17 protein-coding genes are annotated in these 19,786 nt (G+C 65.9%); 2 read left to right on the top strand and 15 right to left on the bottom strand.

Going from position 1 to position 19,786, the window contains the following annotated elements; genetic code table 11:
* Positions 1–323: 323 nt before the first annotated feature.
* On the bottom strand, positions 324–1,133 hold the full coding sequence (locus B0I08_RS17530; RefSeq protein ID WP_146134325.1) for a hypothetical protein: 810 nt from the start codon (positions 1,131–1,133) through the stop codon (positions 324–326).
* 104 nt (positions 1,134–1,237) lie between these two features.
* Complete coding sequence (gene tyrS / locus B0I08_RS05975; RefSeq protein ID WP_181243253.1) at positions 1,238–2,545, bottom strand: tyrosine--tRNA ligase; 1,308 nt, start codon at positions 2,543–2,545, stop codon at positions 1,238–1,240.
* A 143-nt stretch (positions 2,546–2,688) separates the two neighbouring features.
* Here tyrS and B0I08_RS05970 point away from each other — a divergent pair, with 143 nt between their 5' ends.
* Positions 2,689–3,333, top strand: a complete 645-nt coding sequence (locus B0I08_RS05970) for a DNA-binding protein (protein WP_181243251.1) — start codon at positions 2,689–2,691, stop codon at positions 3,331–3,333.
* A 59-nt stretch (positions 3,334–3,392) separates the two neighbouring features.
* Positions 3,393–4,088, top strand: coding sequence for a hypothetical protein (locus B0I08_RS17525; RefSeq protein WP_146134324.1), 696 nt, complete (start codon positions 3,393–3,395; stop codon positions 4,086–4,088).
* 54 nt (positions 4,089–4,142) lie between these two features.
* Here the strand turns inward: B0I08_RS17525 and B0I08_RS05960 are convergent, their stop codons facing one another.
* From B0I08_RS05960 to B0I08_RS05900, 13 genes are all read right to left on the bottom strand, one after another.
* A complete protein-coding gene (locus B0I08_RS05960) occupies positions 4,143–4,754 on the bottom strand; it encodes a DNA-3-methyladenine glycosylase (RefSeq protein WP_106210874.1) in 612 nt (203 codons plus the stop codon).
* 195 nt (positions 4,755–4,949) lie between these two features.
* Positions 4,950–6,374 (bottom strand): argininosuccinate lyase, encoded by a 1,425-nt coding sequence (argH, locus tag B0I08_RS05955; protein ID WP_106210764.1) that lies wholly within the window; start codon positions 6,372–6,374, stop codon positions 4,950–4,952.
* A gap of 18 nt (positions 6,375–6,392) precedes the next feature.
* The gene (locus tag B0I08_RS05950; RefSeq protein ID WP_106210762.1) at positions 6,393–7,589 is read right to left on the bottom strand and encodes an argininosuccinate synthase; all 1,197 of its coding nucleotides are present in this window, start codon (positions 7,587–7,589) and stop codon (positions 6,393–6,395) included.
* Positions 7,590–7,707: 118 nt separating this feature from the next.
* On the bottom strand, positions 7,708–8,904 hold the full coding sequence (locus B0I08_RS05945) for a heparan-alpha-glucosaminide N-acetyltransferase domain-containing protein (RefSeq protein WP_106210760.1): 1,197 nt from the start codon (positions 8,902–8,904) through the stop codon (positions 7,708–7,710).
* An 8-nt stretch (positions 8,905–8,912) separates the two neighbouring features.
* Entirely contained in the window at positions 8,913–9,836 is a 924-nt protein-coding gene (gene argF / locus B0I08_RS05940; RefSeq protein ID WP_106210758.1) for an ornithine carbamoyltransferase, read from the bottom strand.
* Positions 9,833–11,026 carry an acetylornithine transaminase gene (locus tag B0I08_RS05935; RefSeq protein WP_106210756.1) on the bottom strand — a complete coding sequence of 398 codons (1,194 nt, stop codon included), beginning with the start codon at positions 11,024–11,026 and terminating at the stop codon, positions 9,833–9,835. Before B0I08_RS05935 ends, argF begins: the two co-directional genes overlap by 4 nt.
* Positions 11,023–11,937, bottom strand: a complete 915-nt coding sequence (argB, locus tag B0I08_RS05930; protein ID WP_106210872.1) for an acetylglutamate kinase — start codon at positions 11,935–11,937, stop codon at positions 11,023–11,025. Before argB ends, B0I08_RS05935 begins: the two co-directional genes overlap by 4 nt.
* A gap of 35 nt (positions 11,938–11,972) precedes the next feature.
* Positions 11,973–13,118, bottom strand: coding sequence for a bifunctional glutamate N-acetyltransferase/amino-acid acetyltransferase ArgJ (gene argJ, locus B0I08_RS05925; protein WP_106210754.1), 1,146 nt, complete (start codon positions 13,116–13,118; stop codon positions 11,973–11,975).
* Positions 13,115–14,161 (bottom strand): N-acetyl-gamma-glutamyl-phosphate reductase, encoded by a 1,047-nt coding sequence (argC, locus tag B0I08_RS05920; protein ID WP_106210752.1) that lies wholly within the window; start codon positions 14,159–14,161, stop codon positions 13,115–13,117. Before argC ends, argJ begins: the two co-directional genes overlap by 4 nt.
* A gap of 253 nt (positions 14,162–14,414) precedes the next feature.
* On the bottom strand, positions 14,415–16,979 hold the full coding sequence (gene pheT, locus B0I08_RS05915) for a phenylalanine--tRNA ligase subunit beta (RefSeq protein WP_106210751.1): 2,565 nt from the start codon (positions 16,977–16,979) through the stop codon (positions 14,415–14,417).
* Entirely contained in the window at positions 16,979–18,004 is a 1,026-nt protein-coding gene (gene pheS / locus B0I08_RS05910) for a phenylalanine--tRNA ligase subunit alpha (protein ID WP_106210749.1), read from the bottom strand. The genes pheT and pheS overlap by 1 nt, the downstream gene beginning before the upstream one ends.
* Positions 18,005–18,213: 209 nt before the next feature.
* Positions 18,214–19,134, bottom strand: coding sequence for an amino acid ABC transporter permease (locus B0I08_RS05905; RefSeq protein WP_106210747.1), 921 nt, complete (start codon positions 19,132–19,134; stop codon positions 18,214–18,216).
* Entirely contained in the window at positions 19,131–19,778 is a 648-nt protein-coding gene (locus tag B0I08_RS05900) for an amino acid ABC transporter permease (protein ID WP_106210745.1), read from the bottom strand. The genes B0I08_RS05905 and B0I08_RS05900 overlap by 4 nt, the downstream gene beginning before the upstream one ends.
* Positions 19,779–19,786: the final 8 nt, after the last annotated feature.

Here is a 19,786-nt window from a genome sequence, read left to right as displayed (position 1 = left end):
TTTGACATTGTGCACGCTGTTGAGTTCTCAAGGATCGGACGCACCTGATCCCACCTCACGGTGTTCCTCAGGGCAACTTCACAAACCTATCACACGAGTCTTCGTTAGAAAACGAAGTCTGAGTGACTGTTACATCCGCAACTTCAAACGAACATTGACGCTCAGTTTGTTGATGGGATTTGGTCCCGCTTGAGGCCGGTAAGCACTTCGACTTTCCGAACCTGTGGGGTGACGAGAGATGACATTACGCGCAGATGACGAGTGGGGCAACTGCACGTTACGCCCGGGCGTGTCGCAGGGGTGAAGTCAGTCAGCCCAGCTTGTCACTGGCAATACTGGTCGGCCCACTGGGTGATGCCTGACGAGTCGGCTGCGGCTTCCAGTCGAGCCACATTGCTGGCGTGATCGACCGTGCGCGAGGCGGTCACAGAGTCGACGGCTGCCTGGCCCGCCACGACCAACTGCTGCGCGCCATGCTGGATGCCCTCCGGTGCGATCGCCGCGATGGAGGTCCAGCGCGCCGTGTATTGCTCCATCGCCGTGATCGTCAGCGGGATGGTGCTGCCCACCGCGGGCCATCCGAGGGTACTGCTGCTGAGTAGATCGTCGGGAGAAGCAAGCGCTCCGCAGAATTCAGCGCTGCTCGCAACAATCGCGTCGTGTGCCGCGCCCTCGTGGCGGAGCTCAAGAGCGACCACAGTTCCGGCCGCAAGCACGATGGTGAGCACGCACGCGACCCCGGTCGAGATTTTGGTAACCGTCGTGGCCCATCCCACCCGACGACGGTCGGCGATGTGCGCGGCAACGCTCAGGAGTAACCCTGCTGGCGGGACCACGACCGCCAGCGCGAGCGCACTCCAGTCGATGACGCTTGCCTTCGGCGCAGCTCCACCCCGTGCGCGCTGCTTCGATGCGCTCGCGTTCCCTGCGGCCGATCGCCTGCTGTGCGGCCTCCGGTTCCATGCACGCCGGCCTGGTCGGCCTCGCAACTGTTCGCGCGATTCGCGTCTCGTAGCTGGCGTCAGCTTTGGCTGGGCAGCCGGCTCTCCCGGCTTCCGCAGCGGTGCGACACCCGCGGCGGCGAGAATCTGACCGAAGGCAGCGGTACCGGGTGGATCCTTGACGTCGCTCACATAGCTCCTCTGAGGTGTATACGCAATGTTTACCGACGAATACTATCGAAAAGCTGAATGGGCTTCGCTATCACCGAGCTCGGGTCTATCCGCGGGACTTCGTCCTAGCCGATCCGCACGCCGGCGAGCGTCTTCTTGCCCCGGCGCAGCACGGCGAACTTTCCGTGCAGTACTGACTGTCCAATCAGCGCCGCGTCATCATCCACCTTCACGTTATTCAGGTACACGCCACCCTGGCCGATCGCACGCCGGGCCTCCCCCAGACTCGCGACCAAGCCTGCGTCGAGGAGCACCTGGGTAACCGGCGAACCCGCCGTCGCGATCGCGGTGGGAAGTGCGTCGATCGCGCTGGCCAGCGTGACCTCGTCGAGAGCCGCCAGATCACCCTGGCCAAACAGAGCTTCCGCCGCGGCGATCGCGGCGAGGGTCGCTGCCTCACCGTGGATGAGCGTCGTCACCTCAAAGGCGAGCGTGCGCTGCGCCAGACGGCGGAACGGCTCGGTCGCGACCGCCTCGCCCAGCTCGTCAATCTGGGCTCGGGTGAGGAAGGTGAATACCTTGAGCCGGTCGACGACATCCGCGTCATCCGTGTTCAGCCAGAACTGGTAGACGGCGTAGGGGCTCGTGAGTTTTTCATCGAGCCAGATCGCGTTGCCCTCGCTCTTTCCGAATTTGCGGCCATCCGAGTTGGTGATCAGCGGCGTGCCGATGGCGTGCACGGTCGAACCGAGCGAGCGCTTGACGAGGTCTACTCCGCTCGTCAGGTTGCCCCACTGATCGGAGCCACCGGTTTGCAGAACGCAGTTGTGGTCAACGAACAGCTGACGAAAGTCGAGGCCCTGCAATATCTGGTAGCTGAATTCGGTGTAACTGATGCCCTCATCGGAGTTCAGTCGGGTGCTGACGGCATCCTTCTTGATCATGGTGCCCACCCGGAAGTACTTGCCGATGTCCCGCAAAAACTCGATGGCACTCAATGGCGAGGTCCAGTCGAGGTTGTTCACGAGCCTGGCCGCGTTGTCGCCCTCGAAGCTGAGGAATTTGGCAACCTGGGCCTGCAGGTAGCCGACCCATTCGGCCACAACCTCAGGCGTGTTGAGAGTGCGTTCCGCGGTGGGGCGCGGGTCTCCGATGAGACCGGTGGAGCCCCCGACTAGGCCGAGCGGACGGTGGCCCGCGAGCTGGAGCCTGCGCATCAGCATCAGCTGCACGAAGTTGCCGAGGTGCAGGCTGGGAGCCGTCGGGTCAAAGCCGCAGTAGTACGTGATCGGCTCCCCCGCGAGCAGATCGCGCAGTTCGTCCTCGTTTGTGGAGACGTGGATCAGGCCGCGCCACTGAAGTTCATCCCACAGGGTGGGGAAGGAAGAGTCGTTGCTCTGGCGGGAGAAATGTTCGGAGGAGTGAACTGGCACGATCTACAGGGTAGCCGAGGCCGACCGCGCCACTGGAAACAAGCCAGCGACCTTGATTACTCGCTTGTCTAGTCAGTAGACTTGATGCGAGGCTAATCAGGCGCAGGGAGTTGATAGACGTGTTTGTGATAACTGCAGATCAAGTGGACAGCACACGCCGCGGCGATCTGGCGGGAGCGGCGGTCGCCGGACTCAACGCCCGTTACGAGAAGCACCTCGCGCTGCCCGTTGATCGCAACGCGGGTGACGAGATCCAGGCGCTGTTTGCCACCCCCGAACCGACCCTCGCGCTCATTCTCGAGCTAACCCGCGGCGGACAGTGGAGTGTGGGGTGCGGCATCGGAACCACCAGAACTCCCCTACCCCGCAACACCCGCGAAGCCAGCGGACCAGCGTTTGTTGCCGCTCGGGACGCTGTCGACCGCGCCAAGCGCGCGCCGTTCCGCTTTGCTCTTTCGGTCGCGGACGATCACCTCCTCGGTGCCGCCGACGTTGCTCCATTGCTCGAGCTGTTGCTGCTGCTGCGCGCGCGGAGAACCGCGGAGGGCTGGGAGCTGTTCGACCTCGTGGCGACGGGGATGTCCCAGGCGGATGCCGCGGCCCGGCTGGCTATATCGCCGCAAGCGGCCAGCCAGCGTGCCCGGACCGCCGGTATCCGGTCGGAGCTTGCCGCGATGGGTCCGCTTGTCCGTCTGCTGGGCGAGGCGAACGCCGCCGCCGCCACCGCCACCACCACCACCGCCACCACCGCGACGGTCCGGCCCGACGACGGACCGGCCCACGCGTAGCAGCGGCCGCATCCGATACCCAGTCGACACCGTCGGGGGTGTCCGCCAGACTTGCACCGATGCCTGATCTCAACTTGTTCTATCTGCTCGACAACTACCTGTGGGCCGGTGCCGCTCTTGCCATCGGCGTCTGCATCGTGCTCGCGATCGTTTCGGCGAGGATCAACCTGCCCCTCGTGGGCGCCCTCTCCGCGACCCCGGTTGCGCTGGGGCTCCTGGCCAGTGCGCTCGGTCTGCAACTGTGGCCGCCCCACCCCATGGTTGGTTCGATTCTCGCGGTGGAACTGTTTGTGCTCGGCGTTGTTGCGGGAGGCCCGCTGACGCTCTATGTGGTTGGCCGTGCCGAGTCCCACTCCGTGCGGGCTGGCCTCCACGGCGGGATCGTGCCGGCGGGCGACGGTGGCCCAGCACGAGGCGCGCGCGTCAGTTTCGGCGAGGGCGGCGAGGGCGACGGTGGTGAGCGCGATATCCGCCACGATCAGCCCGAAGACAATTACGCTGGCGGGCGCGAGGTGCTGCGCGGAGGGTCAACGATCGGGTATCTCGAACGCATCGCCGTGCTCGGCTGCCTTGCCGTGGGGCGGGTAGAGGGAATCGCCGTCATCGTTGCGATCAAAGGCCTCGGTCGGTTCAACGAACTTGACAGCCCGGAGGCGCGGGAGCGTTTCATCATCGGCACCCTGGTCAGTCTGATCTGGGCGTGCGCGACCGGGGCTCTTCTCCTGATCACGGTGCAGTCGAACGTGCCGTTCTGAGTGGGCATTGCGGCATCCGCTTAGAGCTCATTCGGCTGGAGGAAGGCCGGACCATCACGTTTTCCTGACCACGGAACGTCGATACGGTGACACCGACGACTCGTTCGGAATCCAGAAGCGCCACGGGTAGTCCAAACTTCCACCCGGCCCCGATACGCCCGTGCGTGGACCCGAGCCGTAGTGGGCGGGTTCAGGAGCGAGTTCGAGCTGCACCCGACCACTGCCAAGGTCAACTCCTGAGTCATCCAACGTGATCCCCAACGCGACCGTGAGCCGGGCCGGGCCGCGCGCAAGATCAGGGTCGATGCGGCTGGTAGTCCGCCGCGAACGGGCGAGCGCCACACCCCCGACAACCTCTCCGGCGCGCAGCAGAACTGCTTGCGCGCTCCCGACGGGCCCCGTTGTCACGTTTGCGCACGTGTGCATGCCGTAGGTGAAATAGCAGTAGAGATGCCCGGCGTCACCGTACATCGGGGCATTCCGGGGCGTTGGTCCGCGGAACGCGTGCGACCCCGGGTCCTCGGCTCCGAGGTAAGCCTCGACCTCCGTGAGGCGAACAGTCACGCCGCTGCAGGTGATCGTTGCGCCCAACAACATTGGCGCCACTGTAAGCGCCGACTGGCGCAGCAGGTCTCGGTCAAACGCGGGTCGCCGAGGAGGAACCATCTCGAGGCCGTCGCGAGCGAAGGGGTCGTGGTTCACGCTGGAAGCCTTGCGCCTAGAAGAAGCTCTGCCCGCTCACGATGAGAACAATGGCGACGAACACCAGGATGGCGACCGCGCCGGCGATCGTGAACCACATGGCGCGCGAACTCATCGGAGGACGCTTACGGGGATCGCGGTCACGATCGCGGCTCAGGGTCACAGTGTTCTCCGGGGATCGAGTTCGCGCACGCGCGCGGTGAGAAGTGCCAGCTGTTCGGCTACTCGCGCCGGAGCCGTGCCCCCCACGCCGCTGCGGCTCGCCAACGACGCCTCGACCGTGAGGGCGGCGCGCACCTCGCCGGTGAGATGCGGTGACACGGCGGCGTACTGCTCGTCGGACGGCTCGTGCAGCTCAAGGTCGTTTTCTTCGCAGAATCGCACGAGCGCGCCGCTGATTTCGTGTGCCTCGCGGAAGGGGACGTGACGACGAACGAGCCAGTCGGCGACATCTGTGGCGAGGGAGAAGCCCTGCGGGGCGAGTTCCGCCATCCGCTCGGTGTTGAATCTCAGCGTGGCGACCATCCCCGTGAAGGCGGGCAGAAGAACCTCTAGCGTCTCGACCGAGTCAAAGACGGGCTCCTTGTCCTCCTGCAGGTCACGGTTGTACGCCAGCGGCAGGCCCTTGAGAGTGGTGAGTAAGCCGGTCAGGTTGCCAACCAGTCGTCCCGCCTTGCCACGGGCAAGTTCGGCGATGTCCGGGTTCTTTTTCTGCGGCATGATCGACGACCCGGTGGAATATCCGTCATGCAGGCGCACGAAGTCAAACTCGCGGGTCGCCCACAGGATGATGTCCTCGGCGAAGCGAGAAATATCGATGCCGATTTGGGCGGTGATGTACGCGAACTCCGCGACAACATCACGGCTCGCGGTCGCGTCGATCGAGTTCTCGGTCGGCGCACCCAGTCCGAGCTCCGTCGCGATCGCGACCGGATCGAGCCCAAGGGCTCCCCCGGCAAGAGCGCCGGCACCATACGGGGACGCCGAGGCGCGGACGCGCCAGTCGCGCAGTCGCTCCAGATCCCGCACCAGCGGCCAGGCGTGCGCGAGGAGGTGATGCGCAAGCAGTACCGGCTGGGCGTGCTGCAGGTGGGTGCGGCCCGGCATGGGAGAGTTCTCGTGCTCGTTCGCCTGCGCACCGATCGCGTCGATGAGCTGAAGCAGGAGATGGCCGATCGCCGTTGCGTGCTCGAGCAGGTAGAGGCGCACCAGGGTCGCGATCTGGTCATTACGACTGCGCCCCGCCCGGAGTTTGCCGCCAAGCTCGGGCCCCGCGATGGCAATCAGACCTCGCTCAAGAGCGAAATGCACATCCTCGTCGCTCTCTAGCGGCGCGAACGAGCCGTCGAGGAACGCCTCGAGCAGCTCGTCCAACGCGTCGAGCATGCGTTGCAACTCGTCGGCGTCGAGGTATCCCGCTACCGAGAGGGCGCGCGCGTGCGCCTTCGACCCGGCAATGTCGTACGGGCCGAGCTGCCAGTCGAAATGGGTGGATTTCGACAGGCGGGTGAGCTCGGGCGACGGTCCATCGCTGAACCGGCCGCCCCAGAGGGCGCCCGCACTTTCGCTGGATGACTTCGACACTTCTGAAACTCCGGACCGCTACGCGCCGAGGTCGCGGCGCGCCGAGATCTTGCTCGGAAGAGACCAGATCTCGATGAAGCCCTTCGACAGCGACTGGTCGAAGGTGTCCCCGGTGTCGTAGGTGGCGAGGCTGAAGTCGTAGAGGCTCTGATCGCTCTTCTGCCCCGTGACGACGGCGCGTCCACCCTGCAGCTTGAGGCGAATGTCGCCGCTCACGTACTTCTGCGTGTCGTCGATGAATACATCGAGGCTGCGCTTGAGGCCCGAGAACCACAGACCGTCATAGACGAGGTTCGACCATTCGGCCTCAACCCCGCGCTTGTAACGGTTGACGTCACGTTCGAGCGTCAGCGACTCGAGTGCCTCGTGGGCGGCGATCAGGGCCGTAGCGGCGGGAGCTTCGTAAACCTCACGGCTCTTGATGCCGACCAGGCGGTCTTCGACCACGTCGATGCGGCCAACGCCGTGCTTGCCCGCGAGGATGTTCAGCTGCTCGACTGCCTCAAGCGGGGTGACCGCCTTGCCGTTGATCGCCGTCGGAATACCGGCGGTGAACGTGATGACGACCTCGTCGGCCGGCTTCAGTACGGACGGGTCCATCGTGTACTCGTAGAGGTCCTCGATCGGTGCGTTCCACGGGTCCTCAAGGAACCCGGTCTCCACCGCCCGGCCCCAGACGTTTTTGTCGATCGAGTACGGGCTTGCCGCGCTCTGGCGGATGGGCAGGTTGTTCTGCTCCGCGTAGATGATGGCCTTGTCGCGGGTCAGGGCGAGGTCGCGAACCGGCGCGATGCTGGTGAGATCGGGTGCCAGAGCCGCGACGGCGGCCTCAAAGCGAACCTGGTCGTTGCCCTTGCCCGTGCAGCCGTGCGCTACGGAATCGGCGCCAAGTTCCTTCGCGATGCGGGCGAGGTGTCGGGCGATAACCGGGCGGCTCAGCGCCGAGACGAGAGGGTACGTCTTCTGGTACATCGCGTTGGCCTTGAGCGCGGGCATGAGGTAGTCCTCGGCGAATTCGTTCTTCGCGTCGACGACGACCGCTTCCACGGCGCCACAGTCGAGGGCGCGCTGGCGGATGTCCTCCATGTCTTCGCCACCCTGGCCGACGTCAACGGCAAGCGCCACGACCTCTTTGCCCGTGGCGTCTTTCAGCCATCCGATACCAACTGAGGTGTCCAGGCCGCCCGAATAGGCGAGGACTACGCGTTCCGACATTTACGTGTTTCTCCAACCAGATTTGATCTGTCAATCTTAGCGGCGCGTTTTGCGCCCCCAAGCCGCTCCCCCGTGCTGCTCCCCTGTGCCGCTCCCCCGTGCCGCTCCCCCCAGGGCATCACTCCCGTTCCCGCACCCGGTCCCCTGTCGAAAGCTCCGGCAGAGCGTTGCCGGGCCGTCGGGCGGTGATTCTCTCTGCCATGCTGCGGGACGCTTCGCTGAGGAATCGCTCCAGCGGCCCCCTTCCCAAAAACAGTGACCACAGGGTGCACAGCAGCAGGATGCTGAGGGTCAGGCTCAGGTACAGAGCGGCATTGTTGCTGCCCTGCACCCAGTAGCCGTCGCCAATGACGGCCAGCGCGATGATTTGCGCCGAGTATGCGCTCAGCGCCATCGACCCGGTCGCCACCAGCGGAAACAGAATGACACGCACAGCGGCGAGCACCCCGGGCCGTAGAACGATCAGGCAGAGCGCCACCAGGGCAACCGCGAACCCGGTGGCCCCCGCCAATTCGAACGGCGAGCCGGTATGCGGCAGTGCGGTCAGCAGGGGCGTGAGGTCGAAGAGTTCGCTCACTTCGGGATAAACGCCGGGCGAGGGGGCGGATGTCCCGGTGCCCAGCGACGTCCGCTCCAACCACAGCGCCGCTACCGACCCCGCCGTGTAGCCGAGTACCGCGAGCACCACCCCTGCCGCAAGCAATCGCAGCTGCACCCGCCGCACCCGCAGGTCGAGCCGCCCGATACCCACACCGACCAGAACAAACACAAACCATACAATCGCGGGGTACGCCCCCGTGATGAGCAAGGTCAGCGGCGGCAATTCGGCCAGTCCCGCGGCCGACAGCAGACGGGTGAGCACGAGCTGCGCGATCGGCGCTACCAGAGCGAGCACCCCGGCGAGCGCGAAGAGAGAGCGCGATCGCCAGCGCAGTACGGGCAGCGCCATCACAAAGATCACGGCGTAGTACTCAAGGATGATGTACACGTTTGTGCCGAGGGCGGAAAGTAATCCTCCGAGCACGAAGATCAGCGCCGCGCGCACCAGAATGCGTGCCCGGGCGCGGGTGAGCGCGACGCCCTCCGCGGGAGCCACTCCTCCGGAGATGATCGCGATCGACACCCCGGCGAGCAACGCGAAAGTCGCCGCGGAGCGGCCATCCACCACCCCACCCCAGCTGATGGGGGTAGTCCAGTCGAACTCCCCGAGGATGAGAACGTGCGCGGCGAACATGCCGATGACCGCCAGGCCCCGCGCCAGATCCAGTCCGAGGATACGGTCCGGACCGGCGACGGGGCGCAACGGGCTCGTCATAGCGGTAGCTACTGCTTTCCGAGGAGCCAGACCATGAGAGCTTTCTGGGCGTGGAGGCGGTTCTCGGCCTCGTCCCAGATGACGCTCTGCGGACCGTCGATAACGTCAGCGGTGACCTCATACCCACGGTCGGCGGGCAGGCAGTGCAGGAACAGGGCGTCGGGCTTGGCAAGCGCCATCAGGGCGGAGTCCACGCGGTAGCCGCCGAAAGTGGCGACTCGCTCCGCCTTCTCGGCCTCCTTACCCATTGACACCCAGGTGTCTGTGACGACGATGTCGGCTCCTGCGACGGATGCCGCCGCGTCGGTGAACAGCTGTACGGACCCGCCATAGGTAGCGGCGATCTTCTCGGCGTCAGCAACGACGGCAGCGCTCGGCGCATAGTCTGCCGGCGACGCGACCCGCACATGCATTCCCGCGATAGCGCAGGCGAGCAGGTAGGACTGGCCCATGTTGCTCGCGCCGTCACCGAGGAAAGTGACCGTCTGGCCCGCGAGGGCGCCACGGTGCTCGCGGATGGTGAGCAGGTCGGCCAGCAACTGACACGGGTGGAACTCATCGCTGAGCGCGTTGATCACCGGAACCGTGGTGCCCGCGGCCATCTCGACGAGCCCTGCCTGCCCGTAGGTGCGCCACACAATCGCGGCAACCTGGCGCTCAAGCACGCGTGCGGTGTCCGACGCGGTCTCCTTGCCGCCGAGCTGGCTGTTCGCCGTGGAGATGATGAGGGGCACTCCGCCAAGGTCTGCGACGCCGACGGCAAAACTCACCCGCGTGCGGGTCGAGGACTTGTCGAAGATCACGGCGACGGTCTGAGGACCCGCGAGCGGGCGGGTACCAAATCGGTCGGCCTTGAGACCCACCGCGAGGTCGAGGATCTCGTTCTGCTCGGCCTGGGTCAGGTCGTCGTCGCGCAGAAAGTGTCTGGTCATGCTGCGGCCTCCAAGGCTCGGGTGAACTTCTCTGTGAATTCCGCTATCTCGGCGTCACCGATGATGAGGGGCGGGGCGATGCGGATGCTGCTCTCGTTCGCAGCGTTGACGATGAGCCCCAGTGAGAACGCCTCACGGGAAATCCGGGCGGCGACCGGTTCGCTGAGGCCAACTCCAATGAGCAGGCCCTCCCCGCGGATCTCGGCGACGAGCGGTGAGCCGATCGCCGTGATCGCCGCACGAATCTGCTGGCCGCGGAGGACCGCGTTGCCGATGAGTCCGGCGCTCTCAATTTCGCCGAGGACCGCATTCGCCACCGCGGTTGCCAGCGGGTTGCCCCCGAAGGTGCTGCCGTGCTGGCCGGTTTCAAACAGGTCGGATGCCGCGCCGAAGGTCACCAGCGCCCCGATGGGCATACCGCCCGCGATGCCCTTCGCCAGGGCGACCGCGTCGGGAGTGATGCCGGTGCCCTGGAAAGAGAACCAGTTGCCGGTGCGCCCAACCCCCGTCTGGATCTCGTCGAGAATGAGCAGCACGCCGTGCTTCTCGGTGAGTGCGCGTGCGGCGCGGAGGTAACCGTCGGGCAACCCGACCACCCCGGCTTCGCCCTTGATCGGTTCGACGATGAGTGCCGCGACGGAGTCGTCGATGACCGCTTCGAGGGCGGCGATGGTGGAGTCGATGTGCTCGATCCCGGGGATGAGAGGCTCAAACGGCTCGCGGAGCGCGGGCTTGCCCGTGAGGGACAGCGCGCCCATCGTGCGACCGTGGAATGAGTTGTTGAGCGCGAGAATCCGGGGGCGGCCGTGGTTGAGGCGTGCCAGCTTCAGTGCCGCCTCGATCGCCTCTGCACCAGAGTTTCCGAAGTACACGCGACCGCGGTCTCCCGCGCCGGTGATCTCGCGCAGACGCTCGGCCAGCTCAATCTGGGGCCGCGTGGCGAAGTAGTTGGAGACGTGGACAAGCGCGCTCGCCTGGCGAGTGACGGCCGCGACGAGCACCGGGTGGTTGTGTCCGAGAGAGTTGACGGCGATGCCGGCGAGGAAGTCGAGGTACTTGTTTCCGTCGGCGTCCCAGACGTACGCACCGTCGCCACGCTCGAGCAGGGCCAGCGGCGCTGGCGCCGAGCCCATCATGGCTGCGCGATAACGGTCAGCCCACCCCGTGGAAGCGGTTTCGGTGTCGGTCATGCGGGTACTACCTCCGTGCCAATTCCCTGCGAGGTGAAGATTTCCAGCAGGATCGAATGTGGGATGCGACCGTCGATGATGGCGGCCTTCGCGACGCCGCCCTGGACAGCGTCCAGGCAGGCCGTCATTTTAGGAATCATTCCTGACTCGAGGCTGGGCAGAAGCGTCTCGAGCTCGGCCGTGCCGATGTTGGATATCAGCGAGTCACGGTTGGGCCAGTCTCGGTACAGGCCCGCGACGTCCGTGAGCACGACGAGTTTCGCGGCACCGAGTGCCACGGCAAGCGACGCGGCCGCGGCATCCGCGTTCACGTTCAGCGACTGACCCGGCGTGTCGAGGTCGGGCGCGATCGTGGAGACCACGGGTATCAGCCCGGCGTTCAGGTACTCGAGAACTACCGAAGGATCAACCTCGACGACGTCACCGACCAGACCAAGATCGACGGTTTCGCCATCGACCACGGCTCCGCGTCGCCTGCCGCCGAAGAGTCCGCCCGTTTCACCGGACAGCCCGACCGCGAGCGGGCCGTGCTCCTCGAGCAAGCCGACGAGTTCGCCGTTGACCTGCACGGTGAGCACGTCGCGCACGGCGTCGATCGCTTCGGGTGTAGTGACGCGGTAGCCTCCGCGGAATTCGCTCGTGATTCCCCGGCGGGCGAGTTCCGCGGAAATCTGCGGGCCGCCCCCGTGCACCACGACCGGACGGATGCCCGCGTACCGGAGGTAGACGATGTCTTCCGCGAACGAGCGTTTGAGCGCGTCATCCACCATCGCGTTGCCGCCGAATTTGATGACAATCGTCTGACCGGAAAAACGCTTCAGCCAGGACAGGGATTCGATCAGCGTCGCGGCCTTGACCGCCGCTTCCTGCAAGCTGTTGTCCGGCGCATCCGTGTTGTCCGGCGCGTCCAGATAGTCCGGCGCATCCGGGCCTGTCAGGTTTTCACTCACGAGCTGTACGCGCTGTTCTCGTGCACGTAATCGTGGGTCAAGTCGTTGGTGAAGATGGTGGCGGTGCTGTCGCCCGACTTGAGATCGATCAGCACGTGCACCGCGCGCGGGGTCAGGTCGACGAGGTCGCGCGACTGGCCCGGCTCGCCCGAGACACAGACCCGGACTCCGTTGATCGACACATCAATCGCGTACGGATCGAACTCGGCCTGGGTGGTGCCGACCGCGGCGAGCACGCGACCCCAGTTGGGGTCGTTGCCGAACACGGCCGCCTTGAACAGGTTGTTTCGGGCGACGGAACGGCCTACTTCTACCGCGTCGTCCTCGCTGGCAGCGTTGATCGTTTCGATCGCGATGTCGTGGCTCGAACCCTCGGCGTCAGCCTGGAGCTGAAGCGCGAGGTCATGGCAGATCGCAGTGACCGCCGCGGTGAACTCCGCGGGATCCGGGACCACCCCGGAGGCTCCACTGGCCAGGAGGGTCACCTGATCGTTGGTCGACATGCACCCGTCGGAGTCCAGACGGTCGAACGTCACCCGGGTCGCGGCGCGCAGGGCGGTGTCGAGGGCGGATGATGGGAGGTCGGCGTCAGTGGTGATGACCACCAGCATCGTCGCGAGACCTGGAGCGAGCATGCCGGCGCCTTTCGCCATGCCGCCGATGCTCCAGCCCGTGCCCTCGACAACGGCGCGTTTGGGCTTACTGTCCGTCGTCATGATCGCGAGCGACGCGTCGACCCCGCCGTCGGCGCTGAGTTCGGTCGCTTTCACACCGGCGAGGATGATGTCGAGCGGAAGCTGCTCGCCGATCAGGCCGGTTGAACACACCAGCACGTCGCCGGGCGACACTCCCAGCTTCTCCCCCACAGCCTCTGCGGTTGCGTGGGTGACCTGGAAGCCCTGCGTGCCGGTGTAGCAGTTGGCTCCGCCCGAGTTGAGCACGATGGCCGACACCCGGCCGTCCGCGATGACCTGCTGTGACCAAATGATGGGGTTCGCCTTGGCGCGGTTGCTGGTGAACACCACGGCCGCCGCATCGCGGGGGCCCACGTTCTGTACGAGCGCGAGGTCCTTGCCCCCGCTCTTTTTGAGACCGGCCTCAACGCCTGCTGCGACAAATCCTGCTGCGTGGGTGACGCTCACGGGGCGACTCCATTCGTGGTGAGTCCGAGCTGCTCGGGCAGCCCGAGGGCGATGTTGGCGGATTGGATCGCGGCGCCCGCGGTTCCCTTAACCAGGTTGTCGAGTGCGGTAACGGTGACCACCCGGCGGGCGACCTCGTCGACAGCGAGACCGATGAGCGCGGTGTTGGCGCCGAGGGTGTCGGCCGTGCGGGGAAACTGACCGGCGGGCAACAGGTGAACAAAGGGTTCGTCGGCGTAGGCGATCTCAAAGGCGGATCGCACGTCTGTGGGCGACACTCCCGGAGCCAGCCGCGCGGTGGACGTCGCGAGAATGCCCCTCGACATCGGCACGAGCATGGGGGTGAACGAAATAGTCACGCCCACCCCGCCGGCCGCGGCAAGGTTCTGCCTGATCTCCGGCGTGTGCCGGTGCGATCCCCCCACGGCGTAGGCGGAAGCGGAACCGAGCATCTCGCTGGCGAGCAGGTCGGTGCGGAGGCTCTTGCCCGCGCCGGACGGGCCGACGGCGAGGACCGCCACGATGTCCTCCGGTTCGATTACTCCCGCGCGGATCCCGGGGGCGAGTCCCAGCGAGATGGCGGTCACGTTGCAACCGGGCACCGCGATGCGCCGGGCACCGACCAGGGCGGCACGCTGGCGTCCGCCGCCGGCGAGCACCAGCTCCGGCAATCCATAGGGCCAGGCGCCGAAGTAGTCGCCGCCGTAGAAATCGGCCCAGTCGGCTTCGCTGACCAGCCGGTGGTCCGCGCCGCAGTCGATGACGAGGGTGTCATCGCCCAGCTTGCTGGTGATCTCACCAGATTTCCCATGGGGCAGCGCAAGAAAAACGATGTCGTGACCCGCGAGATTCTCAGGGGTGGTGTCGACCAGGGTGAGGTGCGACAACGAGCGAAGGTGTGGTTGCACGGCCAGCAGAGGCTGGCCCGCGTTGGAATGGGCGGTGACCGTGGTCACCGTGAACTCGGGATGAGCCGCGAGGAGTCGAAGGACTTCTCCACCGGCGTACCCACTTGCGCCTGCGACAGCGACGGAAAGAGACATGGCTCTACCTTATTGATCGTGATGGACGAGGATCGGTGCGGCGACGTCGCGCGGGTGCTGGCGGTAGCCAGTTGCGGAGGCGTCGCCTACGATCGGCGTGCACGGACGACAAGGCGGCGAAGCCGGCCCGAACGCAATCCGTGGGAATCCATTTCTGAATCGTATCGCATTTCGCTATCGCATTTTCGCTATCGCAGTGCGTTCGCGTACCGCAGTCACCCGGCGGAGGGGCCCATTCCCCGCCGGGTGGCCGCTACTCGCGCAGGGTTGCAGCGAAGCGGTCGGCTGCGAGAGTCACCGCGGCGAGCTTCGCCTCCGAGGCCTCCGCCGCGGTCAGGGTGCGGTCCGGTGCTCGGAATCGCAGCGCGAAGGTCAGCGACTTGAACCCCTCATCGATGCCGGCGCCCCGGTAGTCGTCGACCAGGCGCACCTGTTCGAGCAGTGCGCCAGCGCCCTCGCGAATGGTCTCGAGCAGGGTGCCTGCGGCGAGCCCAGCCGGCACGACAAGCGACAGGTCCTGGGTGGCCGCGGGCATGCTCGCGATCGGTGTGGCCGTCACGTCGTGTGCGCCCAGCTCGATGAGCGCATCCAGGTCGAGTTCGACCAGCCCCACCACGCGGGGCAGGTTGAGGTCGTCGGCGATTGCGGGCAGCAACTCGCCGGCGAAGCCGACCGAGCGGTCGCCCACCCACAGTTCCGCGGTGCGTCCGGGATGGAACGCCTGGTGCTCACCCGTGGCGGCCCGCAGCTGAACCGCGAGGCTGTGCGCGATTTGGTGGGCGGCCGCGAGGGCGTCAGCGATTCCGCTGGCGATTGCTGGCTGCCCGGGAGCCTTCGCGACCGAATCGCCGAGGTACAGGGCGGCGATGTGGCGCGGTTGCGGCGGGATTCCCGCGTTCAGTTCCGCGAGGGCATCCACCGAAGGACGCGCAGCGCCAAACGGAAGCGGACCACTGCCGTAGCGCACACCGGCGGACGGGAGGAAGACCTGCCCGATCTCGAACAGCGCGAGGTCGGTCAGGCCGCGGGACAGGTTGCGCCGGGCGATGTCGAGCAGGCCGGGCAGAAGGGTGGTGCGCATCCAGGCGGCTTCTGAGTCCATAGGGTTTGCCAGACGAATCGCTGGCACCCCGCCTGCGACGGCCGAACCGAACCGGTCGTTGGCCCGCTGCGACAGGAAGGGGTAGGCCAGAACCTCGGTCGATCCTGCGGAGGCGAGAGCGGATGCCACGGAGCGACGCAATTTCTGTGCCCGAGTCAGTCCGCGCCCAGGCGGGGCAACGGGCAGCACCGATGGGATGCGGTCGTAGCCAACGATCCGAGCCACTTCTTCCGCGAGGGTGGCTTGGTCGGTCAGGTCGGGCCGCCAGGTGGGCGGGGTGACGGTGATGACGCCAGTGTCCGACGCGGCGCTGCGCGGGTCCGACGCGGCAATGTCGTGGTCCGACGCCTCGACCGTTGCGCCGATCATCACCAGCGAGCCGCGGACCTCCTCGGCGGTGTAGTCGACCCCGACGAGCTTCGCCGAGTAGTCCAGGGGCAGCTCGATGGCTACGGGTGCGACCGCGGCATCGAAGACCGACCCCAACTCGTCGACGGTGCCGCCAGCGAGCTCGACCAGCAGCTCCACCACTCGCTGGGCCGCAGCCACAGCCACCCGAGGATCAACCCCGCGCTCGAACCGCTTGGACGCCTCGCTCGGCAGCTTGTGTCGACGCGCCGTGCGGGCAATGGACGTCGGGTCAAAGTTTGCCGCCTCGATCAGCACCGAGGTGGTCGAGGTCGAGATCTCCGTGGCCGCGCCGCCCATAACGCCGGCGAGGCCGATCGGACCGGATCCGTCGGTGATGAGCAGGTCTTCTGCATGCAGGGTTCGGCTCTGGTCGTCGAGGGTGACGAGCTTCTCCCCCGGCTGGGCACGTCGCACAACGAGCCCCCCGGAGAGCGTGTCGAGGTCGTAACCGTGGATCGGCTGGCCCAGTTCCCACATCACGTAGTTGGTGATGTCGACAACGAGCGAGATGGAACGGATGCCGGCCAGCCCAAGCCGCGAGATCATCCACGGTGGCGTCGGCAGGCTCGCGTCCACTCCGCGAACAACGCGGGTGACGAACACCGAGCAGCCCGCGCGGTTGCGGACGGGTGCCTGGTCGTCCACGAGGACGGGGAAGGTGGCGGGTGTGGGGCCCGCGACATCCACCGCCGGCGCACGCTCCAGAAGAGCGAGGGCCGGGTCGGTGAAGGTCGCCCCGGTCGAGTGGGAATACTCGCGGGCGACGCCGCGCATCGAGAAGGCGTAGCCGCGGTCGGGAGTGACGTTGATCTCAACCGCGAAGTCGTCAAGACCGAGCAGCGCGATGGCGTCGACTCCAGGCGCCGGGTCGAGCCCGAGCGTCGCCAGGCGCAGGATGCCGTCGTGCTCCTCCCCCATTCCGAGCTCGCGTGCGGAGGCGATCATGCCGTCGGACAGGTGACCGTAGGTCTTGCGCGCGGAAATAGGGAACGGGCCGGGCAGCATGGCGCCGGGCAACGACACCACAACCTTGTCGCCGACGGCGAAGTTGTGAGCTCCGCAGACAATGCCGCGGGGCTCGGCCTCCCCGACATCCACCTGACACCAATTGATGGTCTTGCCGTTACTCTGCGCCTCGGGCGTGAACTCGAGGACTGTTCCCACCACCACCGGCCCGGTGACGCCGAAGGTGTGAATGTCCTCCTCTTCGAACCCGACCCTGACGAGGTCGGCGAGGATGTCCTCCGCGGTGGCATCGGAGGGAACGGCGACGTAGTCGCGCAGCCAGCTAACGGGAACGCGCATCAGACGGCCATCCCGAACTGCTGGCTGAACCGGATATCGCCCTCGACCATGTCGCGCATGTCATTCATTTCGTTTCGGAATTGCAGCGTGCGTTCGATCCCCATTCCGAACGCGAAGCCCTGGTACTCATCGGGATCGATGCCCGCAGCACGCAACACATTGCCGTTGACCATGCCGCACCCGCCCCACTCGACCCAGCGCGCTCCGCCCTTGGCGTTCGGCTGCCAGACGTCCATCTCGGCGCTCGGTTCGGTGAAGGGAAAGAAGTTGGGGCGAAGCCGGATCTGGGCGCCGTCGCCGAAAAGCGACCGCGCAAGCTGCTCAAGCGTGCCCCGCAGGTGGGCCATCGTGAGGCCCTTGTCGATGGCGATGCCCTCGAGCTGGTGGAAAACCGGCGTGTGCGTGGCGTCCAGCTCATCGGTTCGGTAGACGCGACCGGGCGCGACCACATAGACCGGAAGGTCGCGGGTGAGCAGCGACCTGATCTGCACCGGCGAGGTGTGCGTGCGCAGAACCAGGTGGGACTCGACCGGGTCGAGGAAAAATGTGTCCTGCATCGCGCGGGCGGGGTGGTCCTCGTCGAAGTTCAGCGAGTCGAAGTTGAACCACTCGTTTTCGAGCTCTGGTCCTTCCGCGACCTCCCAGCCCATTCCGACGAAGATGTCACTCATGTGCTCCATGAGAAGGGAGAGCGGATGCCTCGCGCCCGCGCTCCACCGGGTGGCGACGGCCGTGACGTCCACCGCTTCGCTGCCGAGCTTGGCAGCTTCCTCGGCGACCAGCACCTCACCCTCGCGGGCGGCGAGGGCCTGGTTCACCCGGCCGCGTGCCTGCCCCACCAATTTGCCGAGCGCCGCCTTCTGGTCGTTCGGAACCGACCGCAGGGTCGCGTTCAGCCGCGCAAGAAGGGAGGTCTCTCCCGTATGGGCGCTCCGTGCCAACTTCAGGTCGGCGGCGGTCGACGCTGCCGCGAAGGCTGCGACCGCAGCATCCACCGCAAACGCGACGGACTCGTCAGTGATCACGACCGGCTCGGCGGCATGCGAGGCCGCGGCTTTGGCCGACTGCGCTTCAGGAGACGTCGGGACGCCGGACGCGGCTTTTGCTGGCTCTGCGTTTGTTGGCTCTGCTTTTGCTGGCTCGGTGTTTGCTGGCTCTGGTTTTGTTGGCTCTGACACAGGAACCGAGTTTAGCGTCGGACGCTACGAGCATCCGACACCCGATCCGCCACGGATCAACTCGAATCCGGCATGACGGCATTCATTGCCGCGGTATCGACACCGACCTTCTCGTCCTTGCCCGCGGTGGGACCCGTGCGTCTGGTCTTCCGACCGGAGGCGGTTCGGCGGGCAACAATCCGAGCGACCCACGACAGCAGGAGATTCACCGTCAGGTAGACGATCAGAACGATGAAGAAGAACGTGAAGAAGTAGCGGTTGCCGTAGGTCGTCGGCAGCTGGCGAAGACCGATATTCAGCAGTTCTGGGTACGCGATGATGTACGCGAGCGAGGTGTCCTTGAGGAGCACAACGAGTTGCGCGATGATAATCGGCAACATCTGGCGGAAGGCCTGCGGAAACTCGACGATGAGCCGCGTCTGCACGGGGGTCAGCCCGATGGCGAGGCCCGACTCGCGCTGTCCCTTCGGCAGGGACTGGATTCCGGATCGTAGCGCCTCGCCAATGACAGCGCCGTTGTAAATCGCCAGTCCTGCAACGCCGGCCCAGTATGCCCCCGGCCCGATGATGAGCAGGATGAACAGCATCAGCAGCAGCACCGGCATGCCCCGGAAGAAGTCGAGCAGCACGGCGGCGGGAATGCGGATCCACTTCGAACGCGCGGTGCGGGCGAACGAGAAGATGACGCCGATCAGCAGCGCGAACACCGCGGCCACGGCGGCCATCTTCAGGGTTCCGAGAAGCAACCCACGCACCAGGATGGCGTTCCACATGCGACCGTCGGTGATGACGTCCCACCGGGTGGGGTCGAACATGCCGGGAGTCTCTGTGCCATTCGCGGTGACCCGGGGGGCCTCCAGCGCGAGGTATAGGTAGAACAGTCCGCCCACAATCACAACAGAGGTCACGATGGAGGCGATGCGCGACGTTCGACGGGCGCGGGGACCCGGAACGTCGAAAAGTACGTTGTTGCTCATCGGAACACCGCTACCTTTCGTTCGAGGTGGGCGGCGACCAGGCCGAGCGGGACCGTGATCAGGAGGTAGAAGAACGCGACTCCCAGCAGGATGGCGATTGTCGCATCTCCCCGGAGGTTGATGATCTGGCGGGATGTGGCGATGAGCTCAACCACAAAGAAGGCGCTGGCTACCGACGTGTTCTTGGTGAGTGCGATGATCACGTTCAGCAGCGGTGGAATGACCATCCGGATACCCTGCGGCATGATGATCAGGCGCAGTGTCTGCCCGAACGTCAGCCCGATCGCTCGGGCGGCTTCGGCCTGGCCGAGCGCGACGCCGTTGATGCCGGAGCGGATCGCTTCCGCGATAAACGGGGACGTGTAGGCGGTGAGACCGATCACGGCGAAGGTGAAGTATTCGGGGGCGGCGCCGAGATACGGGAGCATAAACGCACAGAAAAACAGTACGAGCGTCAGCGGGATATTACGAAGGATCTCCGTATACACCGTCGCGAAACCGCGGAGCGCTGCAACCGGCGAGATACGCATCGCTGCGATGACGGTGCCCAGCACAAGCGCTCCGATTCCGGAGAGGAATAGCAGCTGCAGGGTTTTCCAGAATCCGCCGAGGAATATCGGCAGGTTCTCGATGATCGCGTCCATGGTGCCTT

This window comes from Glaciihabitans tibetensis (assembly GCF_003003265.1).
GTDB classification, from domain to species: domain Bacteria; phylum Actinomycetota; class Actinomycetes; order Actinomycetales; family Microbacteriaceae; genus Glaciihabitans; species Glaciihabitans tibetensis.
This window is presented reverse-complemented; position numbering and strand designations above follow the sequence as displayed.